Annotated in this window: 24 protein-coding genes; 12 read left to right on the top strand and 12 right to left on the bottom strand. The window is 55.6% G+C overall.

Annotated features, from left to right (window positions below; translation table 11 throughout):
• Nucleotides 1–122 precede the first annotated feature (122 nt).
• Together P0119_02190 and P0119_02185 are read left to right on the top strand one after the other, a co-directional pair.
• Nucleotides 123–749, top strand: a complete 627-nt coding sequence (locus P0119_02190; GenBank protein ID MDF0664865.1) for a response regulator transcription factor — start codon at nucleotides 123–125, stop codon at nucleotides 747–749.
• Nucleotides 750–897: 148 nt separating this feature from the next.
• Nucleotides 898–1662: a response regulator transcription factor gene (locus tag P0119_02185; protein ID MDF0664864.1), complete on the top strand. Its 765-nt coding sequence runs from the start codon at nucleotides 898–900 to the stop codon at nucleotides 1660–1662.
• A gap of 6 nt (nucleotides 1663–1668) precedes the next feature.
• On the opposite strand, the gene P0119_02180 is transcribed toward P0119_02185, so the two are convergent.
• The 5 genes from P0119_02180 to P0119_02160 all read right to left on the bottom strand — a co-directional run bounded on the left by P0119_02180 (nucleotide 1669) and on the right by P0119_02160 (nucleotide 7543).
• Nucleotides 1669–2244: a TIGR00645 family protein gene (locus tag P0119_02180; protein ID MDF0664863.1), complete on the bottom strand. Its 576-nt coding sequence runs from the start codon at nucleotides 2242–2244 to the stop codon at nucleotides 1669–1671.
• A 208-nt stretch (nucleotides 2245–2452) separates the two neighbouring features.
• Complete coding sequence (locus tag P0119_02175; protein ID MDF0664862.1) at nucleotides 2453–3187, bottom strand: response regulator transcription factor; 735 nt, start codon at nucleotides 3185–3187, stop codon at nucleotides 2453–2455.
• Complete coding sequence (locus P0119_02170; GenBank protein ID MDF0664861.1) at nucleotides 3174–5864, bottom strand: PAS domain S-box protein; 2691 nt, start codon at nucleotides 5862–5864, stop codon at nucleotides 3174–3176. Before P0119_02170 ends, P0119_02175 begins: the two co-directional genes overlap by 14 nt.
• Nucleotides 5865–6046: 182 nt before the next feature.
• Nucleotides 6047–6727 carry a response regulator transcription factor gene (locus P0119_02165; protein ID MDF0664860.1) on the bottom strand — a complete coding sequence of 227 codons (681 nt, stop codon included), beginning with the start codon at nucleotides 6725–6727 and terminating at the stop codon, nucleotides 6047–6049.
• Between the two features lie 9 nt (nucleotides 6728–6736).
• Nucleotides 6737–7543 carry an ATP-binding protein gene (locus tag P0119_02160; GenBank protein ID MDF0664859.1) on the bottom strand — a complete coding sequence of 269 codons (807 nt, stop codon included), beginning with the start codon at nucleotides 7541–7543 and terminating at the stop codon, nucleotides 6737–6739.
• A 688-nt stretch (nucleotides 7544–8231) separates the two neighbouring features.
• Between P0119_02160 and P0119_02155 the strand changes: the two genes are divergently transcribed.
• The gene (locus P0119_02155) at nucleotides 8232–8987 is read left to right on the top strand and encodes a GNAT family N-acetyltransferase (GenBank protein MDF0664858.1); all 756 of its coding nucleotides are present in this window, start codon (nucleotides 8232–8234) and stop codon (nucleotides 8985–8987) included.
• A gap of 54 nt (nucleotides 8988–9041) precedes the next feature.
• Here P0119_02155 and P0119_02150 read toward each other — a convergent pair whose 3' ends face one another.
• Entirely contained in the window at nucleotides 9042–9866 is an 825-nt protein-coding gene (locus P0119_02150; protein MDF0664857.1) for a LuxR family transcriptional regulator, read from the bottom strand.
• A 233-nt stretch (nucleotides 9867–10099) separates the two neighbouring features.
• On the opposite strand from P0119_02150, the gene P0119_02145 reads away from it, so the two are divergent.
• Nucleotides 10100–11473: an outer membrane protein transport protein gene (locus P0119_02145; protein ID MDF0664856.1), complete on the top strand. Its 1374-nt coding sequence runs from the start codon at nucleotides 10100–10102 to the stop codon at nucleotides 11471–11473.
• A gap of 23 nt (nucleotides 11474–11496) precedes the next feature.
• Here P0119_02145 and uvrC read toward each other — a convergent pair whose 3' ends face one another.
• From uvrC to P0119_02125, 4 genes are all read right to left on the bottom strand, one after another.
• Nucleotides 11497–13323, bottom strand: coding sequence for an excinuclease ABC subunit UvrC (gene uvrC, locus P0119_02140; GenBank protein MDF0664855.1), 1827 nt, complete (start codon nucleotides 13321–13323; stop codon nucleotides 11497–11499).
• A gap of 75 nt (nucleotides 13324–13398) precedes the next feature.
• A complete protein-coding gene (dapF, locus tag P0119_02135; GenBank protein MDF0664854.1) occupies nucleotides 13399–14268 on the bottom strand; it encodes a diaminopimelate epimerase in 870 nt (289 codons plus the stop codon).
• Between the two features lie 623 nt (nucleotides 14269–14891).
• On the bottom strand, nucleotides 14892–15167 hold the full coding sequence (locus P0119_02130) for a hypothetical protein (protein MDF0664853.1): 276 nt from the start codon (nucleotides 15165–15167) through the stop codon (nucleotides 14892–14894).
• 394 nt (nucleotides 15168–15561) lie between these two features.
• Entirely contained in the window at nucleotides 15562–16299 is a 738-nt protein-coding gene (locus P0119_02125) for a lipid-binding SYLF domain-containing protein (protein ID MDF0664852.1), read from the bottom strand.
• A gap of 163 nt (nucleotides 16300–16462) precedes the next feature.
• On the opposite strand from P0119_02125, the gene ettA reads away from it, so the two are divergent.
• Genes ettA through P0119_02110 form a run of 3 tightly spaced genes read left to right on the top strand, consistent with a single transcriptional unit; the run spans nucleotide 16463 to nucleotide 19883 of the window.
• Entirely contained in the window at nucleotides 16463–18145 is a 1683-nt protein-coding gene (ettA, locus tag P0119_02120; protein MDF0664851.1) for an energy-dependent translational throttle protein EttA, read from the top strand.
• A 10-nt stretch (nucleotides 18146–18155) separates the two neighbouring features.
• Entirely contained in the window at nucleotides 18156–19043 is an 888-nt protein-coding gene (locus P0119_02115) for an SDR family oxidoreductase (GenBank protein ID MDF0664850.1), read from the top strand.
• Between the two features lie 6 nt (nucleotides 19044–19049).
• On the top strand, nucleotides 19050–19883 hold the full coding sequence (locus P0119_02110) for a DUF1295 domain-containing protein (protein ID MDF0664849.1): 834 nt from the start codon (nucleotides 19050–19052) through the stop codon (nucleotides 19881–19883).
• A 27-nt stretch (nucleotides 19884–19910) separates the two neighbouring features.
• On the opposite strand, the gene P0119_02105 is transcribed toward P0119_02110, so the two are convergent.
• A complete protein-coding gene (locus P0119_02105) occupies nucleotides 19911–20132 on the bottom strand; it encodes a hypothetical protein (protein MDF0664848.1) in 222 nt (73 codons plus the stop codon).
• A 591-nt stretch (nucleotides 20133–20723) separates the two neighbouring features.
• Between P0119_02105 and hpnR the strand changes: the two genes are divergently transcribed.
• From hpnR to P0119_02085, 4 genes are all read left to right on the top strand, one after another.
• Nucleotides 20724–22268, top strand: coding sequence for a hopanoid C-3 methylase HpnR (gene hpnR, locus P0119_02100; protein MDF0664847.1), 1545 nt, complete (start codon nucleotides 20724–20726; stop codon nucleotides 22266–22268).
• A 461-nt stretch (nucleotides 22269–22729) separates the two neighbouring features.
• Entirely contained in the window at nucleotides 22730–23422 is a 693-nt protein-coding gene (locus tag P0119_02095) for a hypothetical protein (protein MDF0664846.1), read from the top strand.
• Between the two features lie 244 nt (nucleotides 23423–23666).
• On the top strand, nucleotides 23667–23972 hold the full coding sequence (locus P0119_02090) for a hypothetical protein (protein MDF0664845.1): 306 nt from the start codon (nucleotides 23667–23669) through the stop codon (nucleotides 23970–23972).
• Complete coding sequence (locus P0119_02085; GenBank protein ID MDF0664844.1) at nucleotides 23969–24151, top strand: hypothetical protein; 183 nt, start codon at nucleotides 23969–23971, stop codon at nucleotides 24149–24151. The genes P0119_02090 and P0119_02085 overlap by 4 nt, the downstream gene beginning before the upstream one ends.
• Before the next feature lie 86 nt (nucleotides 24152–24237).
• Here the strand turns inward: P0119_02085 and P0119_02080 are convergent, their stop codons facing one another.
• Nucleotides 24238–24399 (bottom strand): hypothetical protein, encoded by a 162-nt coding sequence (locus P0119_02080; protein MDF0664843.1) that lies wholly within the window; start codon nucleotides 24397–24399, stop codon nucleotides 24238–24240.
• Between the two features lie 583 nt (nucleotides 24400–24982).
• On the opposite strand from P0119_02080, the gene P0119_02075 reads away from it, so the two are divergent.
• On the top strand, nucleotides 24983–26038 hold the full coding sequence (locus tag P0119_02075) for a hypothetical protein (GenBank protein ID MDF0664842.1): 1056 nt from the start codon (nucleotides 24983–24985) through the stop codon (nucleotides 26036–26038).
• Nucleotides 26039–26881 lie beyond the last annotated feature (843 nt).

Genomic DNA, 26881 nt, shown 5'->3' with positions numbered 1-26881 from the left:
GGTCGTCCTGACTAGGATTGCCGTGCCTGTAGGACGGCCACGGACATCCAGGTCAGTTCCTGTCTGCTAGATCTCATTTGCTTGTACCAGTATGGTTTTGCGTAAGAGGCTCATGGTTGCCCATGCTTGTCCTACTCGTCGACGATCATCCTCTTTTTCGCCTGGCCGTCAGGGGAGTGGTAGAAAGCCACTTCCCTTCGGTGGTGGTGTGGGATGCGTCTACCGGGGAGGACACGATTCGGATCGTGCTGGCGGAGCCCGTGGAGCTGGTGATTCTGGAGCTCCGGCTACCGGATATCAGCGGCTTGACGGTGTTGAGGCGAATGAAACAATTGTGCCCCCCCCTCAGGTGTTTGGTGCTGACCATGTACGACAATGCGCAGTATGCACGCCTCGCGATGGCCTACGGGGCCTCCGGTTATCTCACCAAAGGGGCGACCGCGCGGGAACTGTCCGATGCCATTCGGACCATCCTTTCCGGACGCCAAGTGGTGATGGAACCGTTCCGTGAACTGATCGACAACCCCGCGACGGACGATGATGAGACATGGCCTAATGAAGCCCTTTCCGTTCGTGAGATGGAAGTCTTATCTCTGTTCGCTAAAGGCTTCACAGTCTCACAGATTGCGACGCGATTGAAGCTGACCGTCAAGACCGTGAGCACCTATCGGACCAAGTTACTCGAAAAGCTGCGCCTCGGAACGACCGCCGAGCTCATCCGTTACGCCGTCCTTCATCGGCTTGCGTGACAGAGAATCGGTGAATTCCATGATTCCATGTAGGACAAATCACGATATCCAATTCAGAGTCGAGCTGATATTGGTGCGCAGCATTTGTTGCTAGCCTTAACACAGAATCGAGTTCGTGCTGCGGGTTGTCAGAGAGGAGGGTGTTTCGATGCGACACAAAACTCAAAACTATCGACGAGCGCGACAGAACAAGAAGTGGATCGTCCCTGCCTCCTCAAGTATCATCTCTTCGCCCTCGCGCCGGATCCGTATTTTCCTCGCAGATGGCTGCGAAATCGTCAGGGCTGGGGTGCGGGCGCTGTTGGAAGGGCAACGGGACCTCAATGTTCTCGGTGCGGCCGACAATGCAGAGGACGTGCTTTCCCAATCGCGACGAACCAAGCCGGATGTGGTCTTACTCGAATCCGGCCTCTCAGGCCGTTCGGAGTCTGAGTTCTACAAGACCCTCCGTCAGGTCCTTCCATCAGTTCGGATCATCAGTTTGATGATGGACGGTGACGCCGAAGCATTCCGCAACGCAATCGAGGCTGGGGCACAAGGGTTTCTGCGGAAGAGTACCGGCCGTATCGAGCTGGTCGGAGCGATTCGTACAGTCGCTAGGGGTGGTTCCTACCTCGGTTCGGAAGAAGCCGACCAGACCTTCCACCTCTTGAGACGGCAGCAGGATACGATGTGCGCCCGGTCCTCGTTGCATATCCTGTCACCGCAAGAACGGCGCATTATCGCGCTCATTGCCGAGGGAAACACCAATAAAGAGATCGCCGCGAAACTGGTGCTGTCGGATAAGACAGTGAAAAACTACATCGGAAACATGTTTGCCAAACTTGAGATCGAACGCCGCACCCAAGCGGCTACGCTGTACATGAAGGCGCAGCAACATCAACACTCAATGTGCGAGGAGATCTCTGCGTAGAGTTTTTCAATGTTTTTTGTCCTTCTGCATGATCTTGTCGGTCCAGGCCAGTAAGATGGCAGAAGCCAAAAATGTCATGTGAATAAAGATCTTCCACTTGATATGCTCAGGGTTCTCGTTTGCCACGTCGACGAAAGCTTTAAGGAGATGGATGCTGGAGATCCCTATCAGCGAGGCCGCGAGTTTGATCTTGATCGTCCCGGGATCGACGTGGGTGAGCCAATCAGGTCGGTCCGGGTGTTGGTCCAAGTCCAGCTTGCTCACAAAGGTGGCGTACCCCCCTATCACGACCATGGTCAGCAGATTGGCGACCATCGTGACATCGATCAGTCCCAGAACTCCCAGCATGAACACCGTCTCCTCCACCTGGTGGACATGCGCCACCATGTGCCATAGCTCGATGAGAAATTTGTAGGCGTAGAGTAGCTCCGCCACGATGAGGCCTGCATAGAGCGGAGCCTGAATCCATCGACTGGCGAAGACGACCACCTCGAAAACCGCCTCGACTTGATTGCCGGCCGAGTGAGACGGTTTTGGTGATCTCTGGGCCTCTCGGGACTCGAGCGAATGCGAATCGGACATGAACACCTCCTCACAATGGAACGATGACCTGTCGTCAGTGACGAATCGACAGCGAGGCGTATCCTATTCAGTGAGTGCAACACTGTCAATGCAATGCGCCGCCACGTTCCTGTGTTTCGTGAGTGAGGTAGAGAGAGATTGATATTTGGACGGATGGAGATTTGATCTACAATCGGGCTGCGCCTTTCCTCACAGTACCCGGGGAGCATCAACAAGAGTTGAGATGGGGAGTCGTCCTTTCACGGTCAGATTTGATCGGTTCGGCGAGTCTCGATGGGTAAAGTGCCCCTGAGCCTTTAAAGCTCCCGGCATAGATGGCCGCAATCTGGGATCGACGCCCGATATTCAGTTTCGAATAGATATTCGCAAGATAGTTCTTCACGGTCTTTGTGCTTAACCTCAGCTGATGGGCGATCTCTTTGTTCGTCAGGCCCTTGGCCACCAACGGCAGAAGGCGTTGCTCCTGTGGCGTAAGAAGAGAGCGTTTTGAGTGCCCCGGCTCACTCGACATATGATTCAGCCAATCCACTGTCTGTTTCGTCAAGCGAGGGTCGATGAGCGCTTCACCGGAGACTACGGTCCGAATGGCACGGATCAGAGCCTCGGACGCAATGTCCTTCAGAATGTAGCCCTGTGCGCCGGAAAGCACAGCCTCGATCACGGTATGATCGTCGGCGAAGCTCGTCAAGAACAATACCCGAGTCTTGGGGCACTTCACGAGAATCTCGCGCGCGGCATCTACCCCACTGCCGTCCGGCAGTCGGATATCCAGTAATATGAGATCCGGTTTAAGGCGATAACAGAGTTGCTTCGCCTCTTCCATCCGCCCAGCTTGCCCCACAACCTTGAACCCGGGTGTCAAATTGAGGACCGCAGAGAGTCCGATACGCACGACCTCATGATCGTCTACCAGAACGAGCCGGATGGGTCTAGACTTCTTCATACACAGTTCCCTTCTTCAGCGGAACATCGACCAGGACCGTGGTTCCCTTCCCCGGCGCGCTCTCCAGCGTGAAGGCGGCGGAGATTTGCTTGGCTCGGGCTGCCATATTGCCTAATCCACTACCGCCTCGACGTTTGCGCTTGGAGGACAATCCGACCCCATTGTCGCCGACGATCAAGTGGATCGTGTTATCCGCCAGCCTAAGTCGAACCCACCGACGGGACGCGCGAGCATGACGAGTGCTGTTGCTGAGAGCTTCTCGTACGATATTGAGTAACTGCTCTCCCAGCTTGGGAGTGATGAAGGACAGGACCGGGTTGGTGATGTCCAGCTCAGGTGCGGATTGGCCGGCGCCCGTCATCGAAGCGATGAGCTGCCGGAGAACCTGCCCAAAATCCGGCTGCTTGGTGGTTCGGTGCGTCAGCAAGGCAATGAACCGCCGAACATCGACCATCAGATTATTCAACTGGTCAACGGCTTGCGTCATATGGATTTTGGATTGTCGGGATGAATTTCTCAATGCCAGCTTGCCGGCTTCCAACTGCATACCGACGGCGTAGAGGGCTTGTAAAATATTGTCGTGCAGGTCTCGGCTCAAGCGCTCGCGTTCCTCCATCGCCAGTTTGCGCTCGGTAACGTCCTGAACCGCGGCAAGAAGGAGAGGCTCGGCATGGCCTGCTAATTCAACGCGAGTCGCTTTGACTGAGACCCAAATAATTTCACCGGACTTACGAATGTATCGCTTTTCGTAGGTATATTCCGATCGAATCCCGCGAAAAAATTCGTCCGTCAGCACAATGTTGGCGGAAAGATCCTCCGGATGTGTAAACCGCGCATAGGAACTGCCGATCAGTTCATGTTCTTCATATCCTGTCAGTGCACACAAGGCTTTGTTGACGCTGACCAGTCGCCAGGTTCTATCGAGGATACCGAGGCCGACCGGGGCTTCGGCCAGGAAGCGCTGAAGCCTACCCTCGCTCGTGCGTAAGGCTTCCTCGGCACGTCTGTGCTCGGTGACATCTCGGAAACTCCAGACACGGCCGACGGTCTCACCATCGAGAATCTGCGGTCGAGAATAGCGCTCGAAGACCCGTCCGTCCTTGAACTCAAGGACATCGAAGCTCTCTTGTTTCGGATTCTGGTACAGCTCTCGAACCTTGCGCAGGAAAGCATCGGGATCTTGGAGTTGGTCCAAGACAAACGCCAGCAATGCCTCATCATCTCGGCAGTCGGCCAGGGACTGCGGAATATTCCACAGATGTAGGAAACGCTGGTTGGCGCTGGTCACCTTACCCTGCCGATCTATCACGAGCAGGCCGTCCGCGACCGAATTAATGGCGGCCTCAAGAAGTGAATAGGACCGTTTGCGATCGGAGATGTCGCGCACGATGCACCCGACCGTGGCGCGATCCGGTCCGCTTCCCGGAATAAGCGTCAGAATGCCTGAAAAATACCGTAACTCCCCACCCAACGACAGGGTATAGTCAACGGTCGCTGCTTCGCCTGTCGTAATGACGCGACGAATCGTTTCAAGATAGTAGGAACCTGTCTCGAGCCCAAAGATGTCGGTCAATCGCTTGCCGACCAAATCCTGCTTCGGCAGAAGCAGTTTGTCTGCATTGCGGGTCCACACATTGAGATATTGTCCGTTCTCATCGAACTCAAACGCGAGATCGTCCAGGGCGTCCAGAAATGAGCGGAGTCGGGCTTCGCTCTTAATCTTGGCTTCCTCGGCCCGCTTCAGGTCCGACCGATCCACATAGATACCGACGGCGACCGAGACCTGCTCGAACTCGTCGTAGATAAAAACGGGCCAGAGGAGGAGATCGAGCACAATCCCGTCTTTGCGCCGGCGTTTCAGCTCGATGGGGCCGGCCAACTTGCCTTGAGTGCCCGCTTGCCACAGGATATCAGCGACTGCCTCTTCGCCAGGTTGGATGTAGGGGAGTTCGCGCCCCAGCACTTCCTCTTCCGACCAACCAAACAGGCGTGTGGCGGCCTGATTCCAGCTGGTCACACGCGCGGCTCGATCGAGGCTGACGAGCGGGAGCGCTGATTCTCTGACGAGGGTACGGAGCAGGCCCGAGGTTTGTGTGAGCTGATTTTCCATCACCCTGGGCTCCGTGATGTCTTCGCAGACCACCAGAACGAGGATATGGCCTGTCTGGTCATGGATTGCCCGCGCTTGTTCTCTGACCCACAGCCTGGCTCCGTCCTTCCGAATCATTTGAACTTCCCATTGAAAGAGCTGGTAGGGACTGTCGGCACAGTCCCTCAGATGTGTCAGCACGGTTTGCTGGTCGCGTGAATCACACAGCTTCGCGATGGATTGGCCGATCAGGTCCTCCTTCAGGTATCCCAGACGATCAGCTCCCAAGCGGTTTACGGATAGCACGAGGCCGTCGGTGGTGAGGGCAAAACACATGCAGGGATTCTGTTCATAGAGTGCCTGGTATCGCTGCTCGCTCGCCTTGAGCGTTGATTCAGCCTGTTGACGCAGTTCGATTTCCTGCTTGAGTTCGCCGACGGTTCGTTCCAACGCTTTGCATGCCGAGCTGTGTTCTGGAACACGGTTGCGTTCGGCGTCGACCAACGCCTGTTGCAATTCGAAAACCTGGCGGCGGAGATCACCGAGTTCGGTTGATATTGAGCTGTCGGTACCCAGCGGCACAGTCATAGAGAAGGGCCTAGGTGTTACACATGGGGAAGCTATATGGCTAGTCCGCTTCCCGTCACAGGTGAGTCTATCTTGCGCGGGTAGTATAGAACCAGCGGGTCTACCGATGCCAGAGGGAGCGTCGCGGTCAGGAGGTCTTACGAAGGCGGACGCACCAGGGGCTCGAGCAGGTTACAGAGGCGCTAGAAGTTTTGACCTCGTGTGGCACCGGGCACATGGGCCTCTTTCATGAACCATGCGACGGCTTCCGTACGACGCTTGACATGAAGCTTATCGAAGATATTGGCCAGATAGTTTTTCACGGTTTTATCGCTCAATCGAAGCTGGACGGCGATCTCCTTATTTGTTTTTCCTTCAGCCAGAAGCGGCAGGATTAAGCGTTCTTGTGGAGACAGCCGGGAAGTCCCATTGGAGGCCTCCCCAAGATGTGAACTGGTCCGAATCCAATGCAGAGCCTGCTGGGTGACTCGCGGGTCGAGATAACCATGGCCACCAGCAACGGTGCGAATGGCACGAATCAGGTCATCCATACGGACATCCTTGAGGACGTATCCGTGGGCACCATTCTGGACTGCTGCCATCACCGTAGAATCTTCAGCGTAACTGGTGAGGACGAGAATCCGAAGTTTGGGTACAACGGCCAGAAGCCGCCGACAGGCCTCGGTCACCGAAGCGTCAGGAAGCTTCACGTCGAGTAGCACCATGTGGGGGGTCAGACGTTCAACGAGCGCCACGCCTGCCGCCACGTTTGCTGCCTCCCCGACGATCGCCAGATCCGGTTCGAGATGGAGCAGCGCACGTAGCCCTCTACGGACCATCTCATGGTCGTCGATAAGCACGATGCTGGTCTGTGACTGTTTCATATGGACACCTCATACGGACACTAGAAGTGGTTCCAAAGAAAACTCTGCGATGACTTGTGTGCCCTGTCCGGCCTTGGACTGAACCTTCAACGTCCCACCGAGTCGTTTCGCTCGAGCCTCCATATTGGCCAACCCATATCCTCGTGGCTGTCCGTCCGCCGTCGAAAATCCGATGCCATCGTCAAGGATACTCACCCGAATTCTGGCCCCTCGCATGCGAAGCGAGACGACGACCTCTGTCGCGTGGGCATGGCGGACGCTGTTGCTGAGGGCTTCCCGCACGATGTTCAGAATCTCTCGCTCTTCCTCATTCGTGAGAACATCAATGGCGCCGCGTTGGAGATCCAGCTGTACGTGTAGCCGTCCTGTTTGCTCATAGGTCGCGCACAACGCGACGAGCTCTGACGACAAGTCAAACGCCTGCACACTTCCCGATTCCAACTCTCGAATCATCCCACGGACCTCATGAATCAGTTGATTGAGCTGCAGGATTACCTGGTCGTCAGCCTCCGTTGCGTCCGCCGTTTGGTGGTTCCTCCGGGCCCGCTGATCCGTTCCAATGTTCAAGCCGATGGCATACAACGACTGCAGGACGCAGTCATGGAGATCGCGACCGATACGGGTGCGATCTTCCAGGAGGGTATTCAAGCGGCTTTCAGTCGCTTGAATCGCCGTCGTCAACTCACCCGCACAAGGCTTTAGCTGGTGCAGGTTGATCGAGGCTTCCGCCGGTCGGACCGACGTGGTAGCTGAGACTGCAGAGGTCGATCGACGTCTACCGTGCAATAATCGAAGCCGTGTCCTACCTTCTCTCATACTTACCTCCTTGGTTCCCGATCTTCTTGGTTCCCGATCCTCTTGCTTGAGCTTTGCGAAGCCAAACCACCCAGATGACGCTTGGATATTTAGTGCATCACGGACGGGAAATCACCTGGCGGATCCGCCAGGGGGTGGCTGGCGGCACTTCATGATTCATCGGCACCTGGCTCCAACTGGCGCAGGCCGAAGGATTCCTTGATACGTCCAACCCACCCCCAGCTAGACGGAGAGTGCTGTTGTGGGTCGAAGTTCGCCGTCCAACAATTCAATCGAAGACTGGTCTTGTCATCTGTCACGCCACTACCCCCCTTCACCTCCTCTGTGTTTTTTCAAAAGAGCCCACTCCTTCGAAATCGAATGGAAAATATTTGCGCTAAGGCGACAAGTAAAACGCCCACATATCAGCCAGGCAATTCCTAGGTGAATAAGCTGGAACAGCCTGCCTCGCTCTAGTACGTCAGCGTTTGCACTTCACGTAAGCCCTCAAAAAGCGGCCAGATCAGGTCCGAATGTCCAGTACTTGTAGGGTGTAATGACTAGTAAAACCCCTGGCTAATGCGCCAGGTGACCTATTGCTCCAGAAATGAAACCATCTGGACCCATTGAGGCAAACCATCCCGAACGACCCTATGTCCGCAAATAAATAGGGTTTATATCGGGCGCTTACCCCCCAAAGGAGGTCCACATGCAAGCCACAGCAGTCGGAGAGGAAAGAGGAATCGCATTCTACGAGGGAGAATTTCTTGTCAAGACACTCGAAACAAGGGAAGAGATGACCCAGGCCTATCGGTTACGACATCGCGTATTCGCTGAACGGCTGAAGTGGGTACCGGAACAGGCCAACCGACTCGAAGCCGATGTGTATGATGCGTGGAGTACTTCAATCGGGGTATTTGCAGATGAAACCAGATTGCTGGGATTGGTCCGCATGACCCATGCACCGGTCCCGTTCATGCTGGAGAGCGAATTCAGCGCCTGTCTCGTGGGTAGTCACCGGGTTCGAAAGGAAACCGATACGGCGGAAATTACTCGACTGGCCGTTGATCCAGCGATCGCGGATCGTGGTCTTTCGGCAAGGCTGATGAAAACAATCTTTAAGGGCATGTATCAATGGTGTCTGCTTCATGAAGTCCGCTACACCTATATGGTGGTGGAGCACAGGCTCTTGCGGGTGGTCCAGCGCATGGGATGGCCATGCCTGGCCATAGGTGAACCGGTAGCATTACCACCGGCCGAGGTTCTTTCTATCGGCGGATTACTCGATCTGGAAGAATTTCGCCTGCAAGCTTCAACGGATCGTCCCAGCATGCTCGATTGGCTCACAGCAACGAAGCCGGTCACCAGCCCGGCATACCTACCGTCTCTAAGAAATGGCCAGGAAAGCGACATACGGGAATATGCCGAATTGGCAGAAGATCGGCTTCTGGTACGCGCCGCCTAGCCGCTAGAAGCGGATTTGCAACAGCAATTGCGGGTGACCCGCAATTGCTCCAATTCATGCTTGGGTGGCGGCTGGCAACCCATGAATGGCTGGCAGCCCGTGTTCTATGGCAGTCGCAACGGCCTGAGAGCGGGAGGTCACCTCGAGTTTGGAAAAGATGCCCTCGATGTGGAATCGTACGGTTCGTTCACTGACTCCGAGAATCTTGCCGATCTCCCAATTGGTTTTTCCATTCTTCATCCAATTGAGTATCGTGACTTCTCGGGAAGAAAGCTCTTTGACGCATCGATTCGTTGCCGGCACCGATTTCGGCGCGGTTCTGAGCAGAGCCATATGTATGTAATATCCGATGTATTCGACAATGGGCATCACTCGCTTTGCATCAAGCGACTGCTCGCTGGCAAACGAACAGAACGTGGCGACTCCACAGGCCTGATCGACGGAGCCCGTGGTGATGCCGTCACGCAGACCGAATCGGCGCGCGGTGGCGATAAACTCCTGCTCCTTTTCGGAGGACATGTTCTGATAGATCTCTTGCCAATGTTGCGTGCCTGGTGATTTCAAGGCTGACTTGAACACCGGGTCGACCTCCGCAAACCCGTTTTTCCAGTACATGTAGAGCCAGTCATCAGGATAACTGGCGTTGACGACATTACCGAAGCCCGCAAAGGTTCGATTTGGTCCAAGGCGAACGAGTCCCCCAAGCGCCCTTGTAAAGGAGAAATAATTCTGGAATCGAAGAAGCACGTCCCGCACGTCATCAGGAGTCTCAACCTGCATCATGAAATGAAGAATCTCCATGAAGTTCCGGCAGTCGGTCTTGGAGAGCGTGTCGAACGTCTTGTGCGGGAAAGGCAGTCTTGTTGGTGTATGAGTCATCGGGGAACCTCCGGAGCTGACAGCACAAGTAGAACATACTATACAATCAAGTCAAGAATCACGACAAATTTTACTGGGATCGTCCCAGTTTTACTCTAGAGCTAATCGCCTCTATCCCTGTGACCCATTCCACCATTACGGTTAACATCGAATGAAATGCGTTGACGAGGATCACAGCCGGACATTGTAGCCGCTCCTCAGGCGGGAGGAACGTTTTGGAGAGGGTTCATGCCGTGACGCATGCATGGTATCTCGGCAGAGGTATCGTCATCGTCATCCTCTTGTCTTGTCTCATGGAACCCACGGGTGTCGAGGCTCAGGCGCTTCGTTTTCAGCCTCAAGGGGCACGCGCCGCAGGACAGGGGAATGCCTTTGCGGCCCAGGCCGATGATGCATCAGCTATCAACTACAACCCCGCCGGTTTGGCCCAAGTAGAAGGCATTCAAACCGTGTTCGGCTCCGCTGCGGTCGGCGGCTCTGTCGACTACCAGAGCCCTACCGGCGTTGACAGTCGCGGCGATTTCAACGGCAGCGTGAACTGGCCCCCTCCAAGCCACTTTTATCTCAGCACCAACCTCTCCTCGGTCAGATTTCCCATTCTTTCCTCCGTGACCGTCGGAATTGGGCTGACTTCGCCCTTCGGCCTAAATACGCGCTACCCGGTCGATGGTCCTTTCAACACGGCTGTAACCTCGGCTGCGCTGCCGTTAATTGATATCAAGCCAACCGTCGCTTACAGAGTGACCAAAAATCTGTCGATCGGGGTGGGCGTCGATATCTATACATTTGCGAGCTTTCTTGGCGAAGGCCAAGCGGAGCAAACAAGGATCAGCGCTGGAGCTCTCGGGATCCCACCGGGAGCATCAATCGAATTCAACGGAACCGGAACCGGCGCCGGTGTAAAGGCCAGCCTGCTCTATATACCTGTGAGAAACGGAGACGGTCGACCAATCGTCTCCCTCGGGTTCGTCTATCGCTCGCAGGCCGTCGTGCCCTTGAATGGGTCTCTGTTGGTCAACGGAGCCAAGATCGCCGACGCTTCCACCGATCTAGCGCTGCCGCAAGTCTTTACTGGAGCTGTGGCTGTTTGGCCGGTGCGCACAAGCAAACGGGAGTGGAAGGTGGAACTCGATGTCGAGTATGTGGGCTGGAGTTCAAATAAGAACCTTGATGTCAGCCTGTCGAACGGAGGAACGGTCCCACAACCTCAGGACTGGAAGGATGTCCCGGTCATCGCACTTGGAACCGAGTACCGATGGTTGAATCCTGCCTGGCTGCCTCACTGGGAGATAGCCGTTCGGTCCGGTTATACGTATACGGATGATCCCGTTCCCGATCGGACCTTTAGCCCTTCCACCATTTCCTTGCCGGCTCATACCCTGTCTCTTGGTACAGGTTTTCTTTGCAAGGGCACAGGGCGATTACTGGGGATAATTCCCTGCAGCGGACAGTCACCTCTTTGGCCGAAGGGCATCGGACTGGACCTCGCTTATCAGGAGTGGTTCTATGAATCACGCACCGTTGTGGACAATCTGAATCCGACCGTCAATGGAACGTACCACGCGTCCGTACACCTAGGAACGTTCAGCTTGCTCACTCTATTTTAGCGGCGAGTCGTGGCTGATGGATGCTATGTATCCAGCGCTCGACGGAGATTTGAGACGGTCGTTGCAGTGAGTCCGGCTTCCCGGAGAGCTTCGTCGCTGGCCGAAGCCAGGTTGTCGAGACTGCCGAATTTCTCTAACAGCTGATTGCGACGAATCTCACCGATTCCGATGACCTGATCCAATTTGGAGCCGACCAGTGATTTGCCGCGCAGCTTGCGATGGAATGTGATCGCGAAGCGATGGGCTTCGTCACGAATGCGTTGGAGCAAATGGGTGGAAGGAGATTGCGGCCTGAGCGCGATCGGGTTTTTTCTCCCCGCCAGGAAGACCCGCTCCTCCTTGTCGCCGCGTGCCTTGGCCAATCCAATCATGGGTAGCCCTTGTCGTCCGGCTTCTTTGAGCCCCTCCAGAGCGGCAGCCAATTGGCCTAATCCGCCGTCAATGAGAATCAGATCCGGCTGAGCCAACTGTTCACCGGTTCGACTCGGCTCGTCACAGGTCTCGCCATAGCGACGCATCACCACCTCTTTCATACTTGCGAAGTCATTGGCCCCCGTGACCGTTTGGATTTTGAACCGCCGATAGTCCGCCTTCTTCATCTGTCCGTCTTCCCAAACGACCATCGAAGCCACCGATTGGTCGCCCATCGTATTAGAGATGTCGAACCCTTCAATACGACGCGGAGCCTGTTCCAGACGCAGCAGCCGTTTCAGTTCTTCACCGGCCTGCCGGTCAAGCTCTTCATCACGGAGATGATCAGCGACGGCTGCAGCCGCATTTTCCTCGGCTAACAGGACGAGCTGATGCTTGGCGCCTCGCTCAGGCGAACGGACATGAACAGATTCGCCTCGCTTGTCGGAGAGCCATTGTTGAATCAGCGCAGCATCCTCGATGTCGGTTGGGATCAGAACCTCTCTCGGTGGCTGCCCGTCCTTGTTATAAAACTGCTCGATGGCGGAATGGACCAGCTCCTCATCGGGCACCTCGGCCGCCTGAGGCCAGAAGAAATCTTTCCGTCCGATCAGCAAGCCGCCGCGTACGAACAGGATCTGGAGGTCCACCGCCGAACCCTGTCTGGCCAAGCCGATCACGTCCTGATCGGTAGCCGAGGTCTGCGTGATCCGCTGCCTTTCCAGCATCCGTTCGATCTTGAAGAGGCGGTCCCGCAGTCGAGCTGCCTCTTCGAACTCTTCCCGCTCCGCCGCCGCTTCCATGCGGGCACGGAGATCGTCCAGCAACTCGCGATCCCGGCCCTCCAGGAATTGACGGACCTGTTTGACGATCTGATGGTACTCCTCCTTCGACTGATTGCCGGTGCAGGGTGCCATGCATCGCTTAATCTCAAATTCGATGCAGGCGCGGGCGGCGGTCCCGTCGATATCGATCGTGCACGTGGCGAGAGGAAAGACATGTTTGATGACTTTCAACGTCTCCCGAAGCGCGTTCGCCGGGGTATAGGGCCCGTAGTACAACGCCCCATCTTTTTGCACGCGGCGCACGATCGAGAGGCGAGGAAAATCGTCTTTGACCGGCAGCCGCACATAGGGATACTGCTTGTCGTCCCGCAACACGATGTTGAAGCGAGGTCTGTGCCGCTTGACCAGGTTGCTCTCAAGAATCAAGGCTTCGAGCTCGGAGCGAGTCACCATCGTTTCTACGTCGGCGATGTGGCTGACGAGAAGACTGGTCTTGGGGTTGTGGTCCGCCCCCTTCTGGAAATAGGATCGGACCCGGTCTGCGAGCACCGCGGCTTTTCCGATGTAGATGATATCTCCTTGCTCGTTCTTGAAGAGGTAGACGCCGGGGCTGCCGGGCAGGTGAGCGAGCTTGGACTGTAAGTCAACAGTCATTGGCCACGGTCAATGGTCATTAGTCATTGGCAGAGATGAATGAGAATATGACCTATTGTACAGCTCGACGATGGGCTAGCGTAATCCGCGCAAGAAGGATGGACTCAACGTGCCACGCGCGACTTCTGCTACCGGTCCTTTCATGGTCAGGCTGAAGTCCGGAGCCACATCGATTTTCAGAACCCCGCCCGGCATCTTGACGGTGACGGGACTCTTGACCAATCCTAACCGCACCGCTGCGCCGGCTGCGGCGCAGGATGAAGAGCCCGAGGCCTGCGTCTCCCCGGCTCCTCGCTCCCAAATCAGAATGGAGATTTCCTTAGGCCCGGTAGGAACAGCCAGTTGGACGTTCGTCCGTTTAGGAAACAGCTCGTGGTTTTCTATGGCCGGCCCAAGCACCAAGAGTTCTTCTCGTGACCAGGCTTCTTCGGCAGGCTTGAAGACGACACAATGTGGATTGCCGACGCTCACGCCGGTAAAAGTCAGGGCCCGTCCGGCAGCTTGGATCGACTGCTGAATCACCTCGGGTACGTCAAGTGAACAGGGGAGGGCACCTGGCTTGAACGTGGCGATCCCCATCTCAACGGTTGCCGCGCTCGCATCACCATGACGGTCTACATGCAGCTCAATGCTGACCAGCCCGCCCTTGGTCTCGACTGTGAAGTGCTTTTTCCTTGTTTTACCGGTCGCGTGAAGATAGCGCGCAAAGATTCTGAGGCCGTTCCCCGATTTTTCCGCCTCGCTGCCATCTGGGTTGAAAATGCGCAGCCCGAAATTGGCCCTTTGGGAAGGGATCAAGGCCAAAATCCCATCACTGCCTATGCCCCAATTGCGATCGCAAATAGCCTTGATGTTCTTGGGAGTCAATTGAAAGGTCATTTCCTTGGGATCCATTACCAGATAGTCATTGCCGAGCCCATGTCCGCGAAAGAAACCGTTCTTCATGCAGCGCTCCTTTGGTGTCGCAGTCTTCGTGAAGCGTGAAGCGGGTGCACAATACTGTGGGAACGCGGAATCGTCAATGGGCGAAGAAGTCCAGGATCGGAAACCGCCAGGTTGCTTTTGCAGCGACGAACGGCGCTCGCCTCGCACGCCTCGCGGCCTCGTCGACCCGGGCTGAGCTGACGAAGCGGGCTCTTCTCGGGTTACACGATCTTCATGCCCACCGGCCGTTCGATCAGCTCGATGTTATAGACATCGGGCGCGTCATTGAAGATCGACCGGCTGTCGGAAGAGTTTGAGATCTGACAGATATCAAAGTTGTTACTGTTGCTCGAGCGCCTTTCGTGCCAACATAGTTGGATCACCAAAGTGGAAATCTTTCAGCTCGTCCGGAGGAGGTGCTTCATGAGATAGTTCAAGTGGGTGAACTTGAAGGGCTGGCTTGCCTTTCTCTTCCAGAGCAGTGTGCCATTCCCAGGATACCCATGGAGAATCCTTGGCGTGGCGTGACCAAAACAACAAAAATAAGTCGCGCTGACAGATCTCTTGGTGTAACCGTGGTTTCCACTGCTCACCAGGATTCAGAGACAAACAATCCACCCATACATCAAGCCCCGCACTAATGCTTACGGCGGCGACGCGATCCAGAACCCTCGATCTATCTTGGGAAGCGTAGGAGGCAAATGCGGTTTGCGCGGTATAAATTGAAGCAGTTCTGACCATACGAGAATTCCGCAGGTGAGAAATTTCGATGTCCAGCCGTCCCTTGCAACGATAACGTCTTGCTTAATGACAACATCACGCTCAAGCCTAAGGTCGAAGGCTTTGTAAATCACCCCCATCCCGCCCTGGGCGATCTCCTCCCGAACCTCATATTTTCCGGCTAAGATGATTCGTCCCATAGACGTAAGAAACTCAGTTTCCGGACAAATGGCTGAGGTCGAACCTGCATAGAAGTCGGGACACAGTCGTCATATTACTTACCGAGTATTATCACTTAGATACCTATATGATTCGAACACCAGACTGACAGCTTTGCCCAACACCTTCGGCCATTTCTGTCCGCCATATATTTTGTCCTGATCACGCCATACAGAAACCTCCGGGTGGCTCTTGAGCTGTGTCTCAGGTTGCTCGATGAGTGGAAGGTCCTCGTGGGAATAGCTGAGAAAGACACTGGGCATGACAGGCTTGCGTCGGGTGAAAGCCAGTAACTTCGGATACGTACGCTACCCGAAACTTCTTACGCAGACAAGGGGAGGTGGAGGCGAATGACAGCTTGAGAGAAGCGGCTCGTTACGGTCTGGGAATCTGTTCGGTCTTCTGGTCCATTGAGGACGTTCCTCCCGAGGCACGAGCCAGCGCGGCCCGTAAGATTGCCGACTGAGGATTGGTCACGGTTTGTTTCACGAGGATATCGGTCGGCCTGACGTCCTTGCCATAATAGTCCCGATTCCATTCGTCTCTCGTAGCGATCACCGCTTCTTCCAAGGAGATCCCACCGAATAAACCCTTGGATCTGGCAAACGAGAGGAGGTCGACGCTGAGGTTCATGGCTGTCGAACCTTCGATGCCGCCGCCGACCGGCCCAACGGCGACGGACACGTCACCACCGAGCTTGAAGGTGCTGGAGAGCATCGATTCAACTCCCCGCTGCGACATGACGAGCAGGACCACTTCCGAAGCCTGGGCACCGAATTGAAACCCAAAACTGCCCGCCCCCATTGTGTAGAAGGCCGGCTCGCTCCAGTCCCCGGTCTTTTCATCCTTCACAAGGAAGACACCGCTTCCACCCGAAGCGCCGAAGAAGAAGGCTCCCTTGAGCAGTTGGGGTACGATAAAAATGCCCTTCGCGTCCTTGATGTGGTCACGAAACCACCCCATGTTGGAGTCTCCGAGGAAGCTGCGCAACGTCATCCTGGACTGATCCACGATGTTCTCTTGCTCGACGTCCGACGCAGACAGCAGCTGCGCCGGTATGACCGACAAGAGGAGGAACAACACAAAAGGCTTGACCAATCGAGCGATCGTCATGGCACATCCTCGGTTCAAGATGGAGTCTATTCCATGATTCTCTTCTCTCCGAGAGTCTGATGCAAGTGACCGTTGTTCGTCGGTGCCCTTGGTTGTGATAGACAAAGGTGTCTGGTATGGTGCGGGCTTACGATTATTTTGATGAAGGAGGGCGGCAGGGCTCATGGCAACGAACGACAAACAAGTTATTTTTTCTCTCGTCAATGTCGGGAAGGTCTATCCACCGAAGAAGCAGGTCTTACGGGAGATCTACCTGGGCTTCTACTACGGAGCGAAGATCGGGGTGCTGGGCTTGAATGGCTCAGGCAAGAGTTCGCTGCTCAAAATCATCGCAGGCGTCGATCTGAACTATACGGGCGAGATCACGCGATCCAAGGGCTACAGCGTCGGTCTGCTTGAGCAGGAACCCCAGCTCGATCCAAACAAGACAGTCAAAGCAGTCGTGGAAGAGGGAAAGCAGGAGCTGGTTGCCCTGCTCAAAGAATATGAGGATGTGAGCAACGAGATCGGGTCTGCCGACCCTGACACAATGGAAAAGCTGCTCGACAAGCAGGCTCAGCTGCAAGAGAAGATCGAAGCGGCCAACGGATGGGAGCTCGAAAACCAGCTCGACATCGCGATGGATGCGCTGCGCTGTCCCCCCGCCGATCAAAAAGTCGGGACCCTGTCGGGTGGTGAAAAACGCCGGGTCGCACTCTGTCGGTTGATGATCCAAGAACCGGATATTCTGTTGCTCGACGAACCGACGAATCATCTGGATGCCGAGTCGGTCCAATGGCTTGAGCAACATTTGCAACAGTACAAGGGAACGGTCATCGCCGTGACCCACGATCGGTACTTTCTCGACAATGTCGCCGGCTGGATTTTGGAATTGGACCGAGGCCACGGGATTCCATTCCAAGGCAATTACAGTTCTTGGTTGGAGCAGAAGAAGGACCGATTGGAAAAGGAGGAAAAGGCCGAGTCGAAGCGGAAGAAAACACTGGAACATGAATTGGAATGGATCAGGATGTCGCCCAAGGCTCGCCAATCGAAGGGCAAGGCGCGCTTGAACCGATACGAAGAACTGGTCAATCAGAAGCAGGACCAGGTGGCGGAGGATCTGGAAATTTACATTCCGCCGGGCCCACGGTTGGGCGACGTGGTTGTCGAAGCGAAAGGCATCAGCAAAGCCTTCGGTGACAACGTGCTCTATGAAAGCGTGAACTTCAGTCTGCCGAAGGGTGGCATCGTCGGTGTGATCGGTCCGAACGGCGCCGGCAAGACCACCATGTTCAAAATGATCATCGGCAAGGAAAGTCCGGACGCAGGATCAATCAAGCTGGGCGAGACCGTCAAGCTCGGCTATGTCGATCAGGATCGGAGCCTGGACGGCAACAAGAGCGTCTACGAAATCATTTCGGACGGCCAGGACAGCATCAAACTGGGCAAGACCGAAGTAAATGCCCGTGGCTACTGTGCCCGGTTCAACTTTGCCGGGACCGATCAACAGAAAAAGGTGAAGGATCTCTCTGGCGGCGAGCGAAATCGCGTGCACCTGGCCCGCATGTTGAAAGAGGGAGCAAACCTGATCATCCTCGACGAGCCGACGAACGATCTCGACGTGAATACCTTGCGGGCTCTCGAAGAGGGGCTTGAGAACTTCGCCGGCTGTGCCGTGATCAGCAGCCACGACCGTTGGTTTCTCGACCGGATCGCCACGCACATTCTCGCCTTTGAAGGCGACAGCAAGGTCGTCTGGTTCGAAGGGAACTACAGCGAGTACGAAGCGGATCGAAAGAAACGCTTGGGCAAAGAGGCCGATCAGCCGCATCGAATTCGGTACCGCAAATTGACGCGTCAGTAGGCCATCTGCCATGGCACCTCGGGTCATCGTCACCGGAGCGGCGGGATTGATCGGGCAATATGTTGTGAAGTCCGCCTCTCGATGGGCGCCTGGCCGGCAGGTTCACGGCCTCACTCGTGCTGATCTCGATCTGACTGATTCCGTCGCTGTCGAGCGAACCTGGCAATCGATCAAGCCCGATATTGTCGTTCATTGTGCGGCATTAAGCCGCACAAAGGATTGCGAGCAAGATCCTCAGCTGGCCCATCGTGTCAACGTGGAATCGACGGCCCATCTGGCTCGGTTGTGCAAAGACATCGCCTTCATCTTCTTGTCGAGCGGCGAAGTTTTCGATGGCAAGCGAGGCTGGTATCGGGAGGAGGACGCCCCCAACCCGATCAATTTCTACGGCAAGACGAAGCTTCAAGCGGAACAGCTTGTTCTGCAGAATCCTCGTCATACGGTGGTTCGGATCGTCCTCACGGCGGGAACCTCACAGAACGGCGATCGAAGTTTCGTTGAGGACATGTGCCGTGCGGCTCAGGGTGGTAAGCCCGTGACGCTCTACGGCGATGAATTTCGCTGTCCGTTGCCGGCAGGAGCCATTGCGCGTGCGCTCTGGGAGTTAACCGATAAGGACCTACCGGGCCTCTATCATCTCGGCGGTCAAGAACGGTTGTCGCGCTGGGAGATCGGCCAGACGTTGCTTCCATGGTATCCGGAGTTACAAGCCCGTCTGGCAGAAGGGTCCGCTCGCTCTCATACAGGTGCGTCGCGGCCTGCCGATCTCTCACTGAACTGTGAAAAAATCCAAACGCACCTGTCGTTTCCCATACCTGGTTTTCGGAGTTGGTTGAAGGATCGGGAACATCGAGATGTCGATTTGTGGGACTATGAGCCCGTCTGTCGTGAGGCGTAACAGATAATGGAATCAGAGAACGGGATCTTTGCATCAGATCCGTTGCCGCTTGTCCTGGCGGCGTATCTTTTCATGACAATAGTCATGGGGACTTTGTGGGCTGTGCAGCGGAAGACCAGGAACGCCTCGATCGGAGATGTCGGATGGTGCTTTGGACTTATTCTTGTCGTGCTGTGGTATGCCACACAGGCAAGCGGCGGTTTCGAGCGAGTCGCTTTGACCGTCATGCTGGTGGCCCTCTACGCCGGACGACTGGGTCTCCACATTCTCTTCAATCGCGTGATCGACAAGGAAGAGGATGCTCGGTATCGCCGCCTACGGGAGGAATGGGGCGAGTCGGAGTCGGCCAAAATGCTCGCGTACTTTCTCCTGCAAGCGCTGGCCGTTGCCGTCTTTTCGCTCCCGTTTCTGGTGCTGATGTGGAATCCCCGACCTCCCTCCGCATTGGTTGAGTTGATTGGTTTGATGATCTGGGGGGTGGCCGTGGCCGGGGAAGCAAGGGCGGACCGCCAACTCGCACATTTCCGCGCCGATCCAAGAAATCAAGGCCGCGTCTGTCGTGAGGGTCTCTGGAAATACTCCCGCCACCCGAATTATTTTTTCGAATGGCTGCACTGGTGCTCGTACGTTGTCATGACGTTGGGAGCACCAGGCTGGGTATTTACCTGGATCGGGCCGATCGGGATGGGGGTGGCGCTCCTCAAGCTGACGGGTATTCCACGGACAGAAGCGCAAGCCTTATCCAGCCGGGGAGAGGAGTATAAAGCCTACCAGGCGACGACCAATGCGTTTTTCCCGTGGTTCCCCCGGCGGACGCGGGATGCGCCCGCCGGTTCTTGAGACAAAATTGCCATTGCTACGGAGTCGCTATTGCCTGCTGTCTAGATCGGCAAGCCGTGCCCGAGCGATCTCGGCCACTTTGGTGGATGGGTAGACATTCACCAGTTCTTGGTAGAGCTGCTTGGCATGAGGGAAATTCCCTTGACTTTCTTCGAAGGCGGCCGTCTCAAACAGCTCCTTCGCCTTCTGATCGGAGCAGCCGAGCAGCATCAAACAGAGGGCACAGAGTACGAGTCGTGCAGTTATCATAATGATCCTTTCCTGGCAGCTTTCCGTCGTAATACCGTTGTCTTCGCGTGAGTAGAGCCTGATCCAAGAGAATCGATCCCGTAACGTGGGGCGGAAATCCCTTCGCTTCGACATTGTGGGCAGCGGCTTGGTCGCGTCAATCTCGTGCGGTCGCGGAACATAAATCCACAATCCAAGCAGATGGACGGTTCAAGGATAAACCGTCGTGAACGGTCCCGAGCCACCGTTTTTACCACATGAGCTAAGTGTTCCTCCACCTGCTGTTCCGGAATCCCGAGCATCGCAGCCAGTTGATGGGTCGTCATTCTGGCGTTTGTCAGAAGCTCGATGATGCGCTGACGCGGAGTCCGTTCGGGAGGCAACATCGCATTATGGTAAACATACGATCGAGCAAATGCCAGATGTCTTGCTCGGTTCGATCTTCGATGGCCTTGCGCTAAGCTAAATGGTTGCACCAGAGGCTCCATTCTGTCAGAATCCATTTCCGCGCCGATTGTCACCGGAATTAACCAGGTGGGCCGATCCAGTACTTCGTACTCCGAAAGGGTTCTCTTGCGGCCCAGCGTGCTATAGACGAGGAGGTTTGGGGCGATGAAGTTTCTCGCAGTCCATCCCGGTCCGCTCATGTACACCAAGATCTACCTGCGTCTGGAACCGCTCGGTCTCGAGATGGTGGCTCAGGCGTGCCGCCAAGCGGGACACGATGTCCGTTTGATCGACTTGCAGGCTGATACATGGAAGGACTACGAGGCGCTTATCCGGACCTGGAGGCCCGACGCAGTCGCATTCGGCTGTAATTACCTGGCGAATGTTCCAGAGATCGTGGATTTGGCGAAGCTGACGAAGCAGGAACTGCCGAACTCATTCGTGTTTGTCGGGGGCCATAGCGCCTCGTTTGTGGCCAAGGATTTTTTGGAACACGGCAACGGGGCCATCGATTGCGTGCTGAAGGGCGAAGGGGAGGTTGCCGCTCCCAAGTTGTTAGAGGCCGTGGAGCATGACCGCAACGCCATCACAAAAGTGCCCGGAGTCGTGACGCTCGACGGGGAAGGGCCGCCGGCGCAGTTCATCGAAAATCTGGACGATGTCCGTCCGGCGCGCGATCTGCTCCGAAACCGACACAAGTACTTCATCGGGGTGTTGGATCCCTGCGCCTCGGTCGAGTTTGCGCGCGGTTGCCCCTGGGACTGCTCCTTCTGCAGCGCCTGGACGTTTTATGGCCGCAGCTATCGAACGGTCAGCACGGAGAAAGCGGTCGAAGAGTTGGAACAGGTTCAAGAGCCGGGCATCTTCTTGGTCGACGACGTGGCCTTCATCCAAGCCAAGCAGGGAATGGAGATCGGCGAAGCCGTGGCGCAGCGAGGGATCAAGAAACAGTACTATATGGAGACACGCGGCGATGTCTTGTTGCGCAACAAGGAAGTCTTCCAATTCTGGAAAACCCTTGGGCTCCAGTACATGTTCTTGGGCGTGGAGGCGATCGATGCGGAAGGCCTCAAGATGCATCGCAAGCGCATCTCGTTGGGCAGAAACTTCGAGGCGCTCGAATTTGCTCGGTCCCTTGGGATCACGGTCGCCATCAACCTCATCGCCGATCCCGACTGGGATCGGGAGCGGTTCGAGGTTGTTCGACAGTGGTGTTTGGACATTCCGGAAATCGTGAACATCAGCGTGAATACCCCATATCCCGGCACCGAGAGTTGGGTCACAGAATCCCGCGAGCTCCACACGCGGGATTACCGTCTGTTTGATATTCAGCACGCGGTGATGCCGACCAAGATGCCGCTTCCGGAGTTTTACGCGGAACTGGTGAAGACCCAACAGGTCTTGAACAAGAAACATCTGGGCTGGGCCGCGCTCAAAGGGACGGCCAAGATCGCGGCTGGGCATTTGATGCGGGGACAGACTAACTTCATCAAGATGTTGTGGAAGTTCAACAGTGTCTACAATCCCGAGCTGCAAATGGCGGATCACCGCCGGTCGGTCGTCTACGAAATGACCCCGCCTCCGGAGAAGAAAGACAAGCTCGACGCGAAACAGCTCTACATCCTGCCCGCGAAAGGCCGCCATGGCCGGGCCATCGACGATGCCACCGAGACATTCGTCGATGAGTCTCGAATGGGAACCGCGGTCTAGGTCTGTAGCGGGTCTAAGCTCTGTAGTGGTGGATGGCCAATGGTGTGCCGGTTTTAACTTGAAGCGGCCTCCCGCCACCTAGATGCTCCCAAGGTTCAGCGCCTTTCGTTTTCCGGCTGCTCCGATAGGTCCCCTCGCCGGACGTCCATCTTCGATCGGCGCGAAGCTTTCAACAGCTGCGAATGGTCGGCCACGTGCGCCAAAAAAGTTTAGACATTCCCGAAGCCACCCCCATCGTACAAGAAAAAATCGCCACCGGCATCGCCGGACTGTTCTAGTCCGTTCGCATAGGAACTCGTACCAAACGTTCCCGCACCCAACACATTGAAACGGCAATGGCTCTGGCGTATCGTTCACCAACAGTTATGGCGTGTCACACAGACAGAAATGCGCAGATCCGGCTCTTACGCGGATCAGTCGAAACATTATTAGGCATCATCGTGATCGATTGGAGGTCCGAAATGAGCAATCGCGCAGTATGGAAATTACTACACTTACTCTATCTCTACGGCAGCCCGGCAGTCGCGCTGGATAAACTCAATAAAGCTGGCGCTGGATTTAACCCTAGGACATTCGATCTGCTTGAAAGTTCAGGTGGCATACAGACAGATCGTCACGGAGAAATTGTACTTGCACCTGCAGTCCGTCAGGTTCTTAAAGACTGCGTCGTCGCAAATCAGGCAACACATGGCATGAATCTCCGCGTGGATTATCCGCAAGTATTTGTCGTGATGCCGTTTAGAGAAGAATGGTCGGACACCGTATATGAGAACCTAATTAAGCCAGCAGCGAAGGCAGCGAAGCTAGATTGCGTTCGCGGGGATGAAACCGTTCGCATTGGAGCCTTATCCGATACAATTTGGAAAGGGATTTTAGAGTCTGGTCTTATTATTGCCGAGTGTTCTGTTCCAAATGTGAACGTATTCTATGAGTTAGGTCTTACGCATGCGCTTGGGAAAGATGCGCTTGTGCTCAAGCAACGGGGTTCAAGCCTGCCGGCTGACATAGGTGGAAAGCTGTACGTCGAATACGAGCTAGACAAGCTTTCCGCAAGCGTTGGCCGTCTTGAGGATTCCTTGAAAAATTGGGCACGTGATCGGAGTGCCCGTGGAGTCGGCGAGTTAGCCAAGAGCGCCGGCCTGCGAGATGCCTAACATATTGCACAACCCGGATGCGCTACCGTGCGCCGATTAGCTCTGTCGTTCACCCGATGCTTTGCATCGACTCAACGGCCCAGCGGAGCTCGCTCGTGGTTCCGAACGCGAAGCGCGTCCCGAGCCAGTGGATGCACCGGACGACCATTGCGCCACCTCCGAGTGCTCCACGTTTGTCGGTGAGTCACGGGGTCGTCCGGCGGCACGGCGCATAATCGCCATCTTGGTAGGAGTCAGCGAGGTCATGAGCGTTCAACGCATTGTCTTGAGACCGGACCATCATGAGCCTGCCTTGAATATGGTTGGTACACAGGTGACGGTGTTGGCGTCGAACGCGGAGACGCAAAGCTATGGGGTCACCTTGCAGCAGGGCGAGGAAGGAACAGGCCCTCCGCCGCATAGTCACCATTGGGACGAAGCATTCCGCAGGCTTCTTCAGCCGGCGTTGGACTTACTGGGCAAGGCGTACTGGCCTGTCGGCTCAATGAGCGATAAATGCGACAACATGCCATTGAATTGGATTCGAAGGCGGAGTATTCTGACACGATGACGACCAAACAGAAGGTCATACAGGCGGTCCAGGCACTTCCTGACGATGCCTCTTTCGAGGATGCTATGGAGCGTCTCCTGTTCCTGGCGAAGGTTGAGAAGGGTGTCCAGCAGGCCGACGCCGGGCAGACGATTCCGCACGAAAAGGTCAAGAAGATGATGAAGAAATGGTTGAAGTAAGGTGGACTCCTCAAGCAACGGAGGACCTTGATTCAATCGTCGAATTTATAGCCCGAGATTCTCCTCAGTACGCCCGTCTTTTCGTCCTAGATATCTTTTAGACTGTCGAGCGCATCTCCAAGTTCCCTCAATCTGGGCGGGTCGTCCCAGAGTTGAATAATCCAGTCGTGCGAGAGGTTATACTCGGTCAGTATCGTCTCGTGTATCGATTGATGGATGCCGGCCTCGACCTTCTGACGATTTACCATGGTGCGCGATTGCTGGATCCGTCGAAGCTCAAATGACCGGGATGGAGTGTGGGGCCTTCACTTGGCACTGGAGCTGACGGACCCTAGCCGAGCGGTCGTTAGACGGCACGGCACATAATCCCTATCTTTGCAGAAAGCAGGTACGTCATGAGCATTCAACCCAGTGTCTTGAGACCAGATCAGCATGAACCCGCGGTGAATGTGGTCGGAACGCAGGTGACGGTGTTGGCGTCGAACGCGGCGACGCAAAGCTACGGGATCACCTTGAAAAGTAGGATCACATCTTGTTCTGTGCACCGCTGTGCATCGCATTTCCTGGCGCGCCCTACCATGTGACGCCCCGTGGCAATGTCGGGGAAGACATCTTCAATGACGACGCGGATCACAGCGCCTGCTTGGAAGCACCAAGGCCAAGCTAGACAGCACAATCGTTCAGGCGGTCCAGTGTTAGGGGTACAGCCAGAGAGAGGTTGCGGATGTGCTGGGTTCTGCACTACGCTACAGTCAGCTGAATCGCTAACAGGCTGCGTACAAGTTACATAACTTGACCATATATAGGTCCGAAACGCTCATGAGGACTCGCGTGGCCCCAAATTCGTTATTGGCGACTTTGCTCATAGTGGTCTTCCTGTTTGCCGGATGTGCCTCCAAGCGGCCGCAGGAACCGATGGCCGATTGTCCTGATATCGCGACCACCGGACAACTGAACGTTCTTGTCCTCAATACCCTGTACGATGCTCCGGCCTCTCTGAGAGCGAAGACGTGGACTGATATCGCCGAATTTTCCGCAGCGAACAAGGTCCATGTGCTGTTGATCCAAGAAGCCGTCCTAAGCGATGTGGATCACATTCAAAAACTTTTGGGCACCTCTGACAGCGCGCGGGATTTGCAGCGAGTGCTCAATGCGCGAAGCTCCGAACCGTACGAACTCCGGGTCGCCTGGGAAACCGGCGTCCCGTTTGTGCTCACGACCGCCAATGCGATTCTAAGTCGTTGCGACATCACGCGCCATTTTTCGGCCTTCTTGCCGATCCAGTCGGAGGAGGTCTTCGAGGGGATCGAACTCAAGATCACGCGGAATGTGCAAGTCGCCCAGCTCAGCCTTCCGGGATATGGCACTCTTCACATCTATAACACACACCTCTGTTCCAATTGTTCCAGCGAAGGCCTTCAGCGGCAGGTCGAGGCCATCATAGCCTTCAGGCAACAAGTCGAGGGGAAGTCCCGAGGCGACCATGTCGTCTTTGGTGGGGATTTGAACCTAGACCTTGCCAAAGGACCGGCCGAACAGGCCGTGTATGCGACCATCACGCGAGCCGGCTTCCGGGACGTGTACGAGGAATATCGAAGAGTTCAATTTGGTGATGCGCTCGAAAGCCTGTGCTGGAATGGAAAACCCGACATCCATTGCACCGATGGAGTCAGTCCGATACAAGGTATCATCACGAGCCAGACAGGCGGAAATGTATCGACACCGCAACGGATTGACTACCTATTTCTTGGGGGCGCAGATTCGATCAGGAGCAGCAAAGTCGTCTTCAACCCCGGCAATGCCGCGACGGGCCCCATTAATCCTTCCGAACCGGCGGTCTCCGACCATAGCGGCGTCTTCGCTCAGATTACGTTGGGACGCAGGTGAAAGCACTTATCGTCGCGGCAGTTGCATCCGTCCTGCTCGTCTCCGCATGCTCGCGGTCGCTCCAAGAACAAGCGCCCGCTGAACCTGCGCCATCGGCCGTTGCATCACCGCACCAATCAGAATCGGCTATGGTCAGCTACCGCTGTGAGAGCGGTGAAACGATAAAAACGATCTACCCTTCCACTGATACAGCCATCATCCAATACAAAAGCCGGAGGCACGAAATGCGGATCGCGGTCTCAGGGAGTGGTGCACGTTATGTAAGCGATGGGTTGGAATGGTGGACAAAGGGAAGCGGAGCTGGTGCTGCAGGGACGCTGTTCCGTCACTTGGCGGACGGCACCTCGGGAGAGATCATAGAAAGCTGCGTAGAGTTCTGAGGGTGGTCTCACAACTCATTCAAGCCGATGTCGCAGTGCAAGGCCGGTTCGATCAATAAACCTGTGTGACCTATGGTATACAGATCAACACCGTAAGCAGCTTCGTGTGACAAAGTTTGTTGGTTCGGGAGTCGCCTGGCTACACAGTAGCGAGGCTCCGCTGGAGCAAAAGAAGGTTTTCTGCTATCGTGGCCATATTGTGGAGGTGTTTCCGATGAAGCATTACACTGCCGTTGTTGAGCGCGATTCCGAGACAGGCCTGTATGTGGGATATGTCCCCGGCTTTCCAGGAGCGCACAGTCAAGGAGAAACCCCTGGATGAATTGAACCATAGCCTTCGCGAGGTCGTTGGCATGCTGCTCGAGGATGGTGAACCGAGCCTAGAAGCTGAATTCGTCGGCATTCAAACCGTACAACTCCAATAGCGGACGGGCAAGCCACGTGTCCTCAAACCTCATGAAGG

The sequence above is a fragment of the Nitrospira sp. genome, assembly GCA_029194665.1.
Taxonomy (GTDB): domain Bacteria; phylum Nitrospirota; class Nitrospiria; order Nitrospirales; family Nitrospiraceae; genus Nitrospira_D.
Note: the sequence above shows the minus strand (reverse complement) of the source record. Positions and strands in the feature narration are given on the sequence as shown.

Excerpts from the sequence above, each read along its gene's own strand:
- P0119_02165 (MDF0664860.1), bottom strand. The coding sequence starts at position 6,727 with ATGAAACAGTCACAGACCAGCATCGTGCTTATCGACGACCATGAGATG.
- P0119_02190 (MDF0664865.1), top strand. The coding sequence starts at position 123 with ATGCTTGTCCTACTCGTCGACGATCATCCTCTTTTTCGCCTGGCCGTC.
- P0119_02080 (MDF0664843.1), bottom strand. The coding sequence starts at position 24,399 with ATGGTAAATCGTCAGAAGGTCGAGGCCGGCATCCATCAATCGATACAC.
- P0119_02180 (MDF0664863.1), bottom strand. The coding sequence starts at position 2,244 with ATGTCCGATTCGCATTCGCTCGAGTCCCGAGAGGCCCAGAGATCACCA.
- dapF (MDF0664854.1), bottom strand. The coding sequence starts at position 14,268 with ATGAAGAACGGTTTCTTTCGCGGACATGGGCTCGGCAATGACTATCTG.
- P0119_02105 (MDF0664848.1), bottom strand. The coding sequence starts at position 20,132 with ATGATAACTGCACGACTCGTACTCTGTGCCCTCTGTTTGATGCTGCTC.
- uvrC (MDF0664855.1), bottom strand. The coding sequence starts at position 13,323 with ATGACTGTTGACTTACAGTCCAAGCTCGCTCACCTGCCCGGCAGCCCC.
- P0119_02130 (MDF0664853.1), bottom strand. The coding sequence starts at position 15,167 with ATGGGACGAATCATCTTAGCCGGAAAATATGAGGTTCGGGAGGAGATC.
- P0119_02095 (MDF0664846.1), top strand. The coding sequence starts at position 22,730 with ATGAGCAATCGCGCAGTATGGAAATTACTACACTTACTCTATCTCTAC.
- P0119_02185 (MDF0664864.1), top strand. The coding sequence starts at position 898 with ATGCGACACAAAACTCAAAACTATCGACGAGCGCGACAGAACAAGAAG.
- ettA (MDF0664851.1), top strand. The coding sequence starts at position 16,463 with ATGGCAACGAACGACAAACAAGTTATTTTTTCTCTCGTCAATGTCGGG.
- P0119_02155 (MDF0664858.1), top strand. The coding sequence starts at position 8,232 with ATGCAAGCCACAGCAGTCGGAGAGGAAAGAGGAATCGCATTCTACGAG.
- P0119_02160 (MDF0664859.1), bottom strand. The coding sequence starts at position 7,543 with ATGAGAGAAGGTAGGACACGGCTTCGATTATTGCACGGTAGACGTCGA.
- P0119_02090 (MDF0664845.1), top strand. The coding sequence starts at position 23,667 with ATGAGCGTTCAACGCATTGTCTTGAGACCGGACCATCATGAGCCTGCC.
- P0119_02110 (MDF0664849.1), top strand. The coding sequence starts at position 19,050 with ATGGAATCAGAGAACGGGATCTTTGCATCAGATCCGTTGCCGCTTGTC.
- P0119_02085 (MDF0664844.1), top strand. The coding sequence starts at position 23,969 with ATGACGACCAAACAGAAGGTCATACAGGCGGTCCAGGCACTTCCTGAC.
- P0119_02115 (MDF0664850.1), top strand. The coding sequence starts at position 18,156 with ATGGCACCTCGGGTCATCGTCACCGGAGCGGCGGGATTGATCGGGCAA.
- hpnR (MDF0664847.1), top strand. The coding sequence starts at position 20,724 with ATGAAGTTTCTCGCAGTCCATCCCGGTCCGCTCATGTACACCAAGATC.
- P0119_02125 (MDF0664852.1), bottom strand. The coding sequence starts at position 16,299 with ATGACGATCGCTCGATTGGTCAAGCCTTTTGTGTTGTTCCTCCTCTTG.
- P0119_02170 (MDF0664861.1), bottom strand. The coding sequence starts at position 5,864 with ATGACTGTGCCGCTGGGTACCGACAGCTCAATATCAACCGAACTCGGT.
- P0119_02150 (MDF0664857.1), bottom strand. The coding sequence starts at position 9,866 with ATGACTCATACACCAACAAGACTGCCTTTCCCGCACAAGACGTTCGAC.
- P0119_02175 (MDF0664862.1), bottom strand. The coding sequence starts at position 3,187 with ATGAAGAAGTCTAGACCCATCCGGCTCGTTCTGGTAGACGATCATGAG.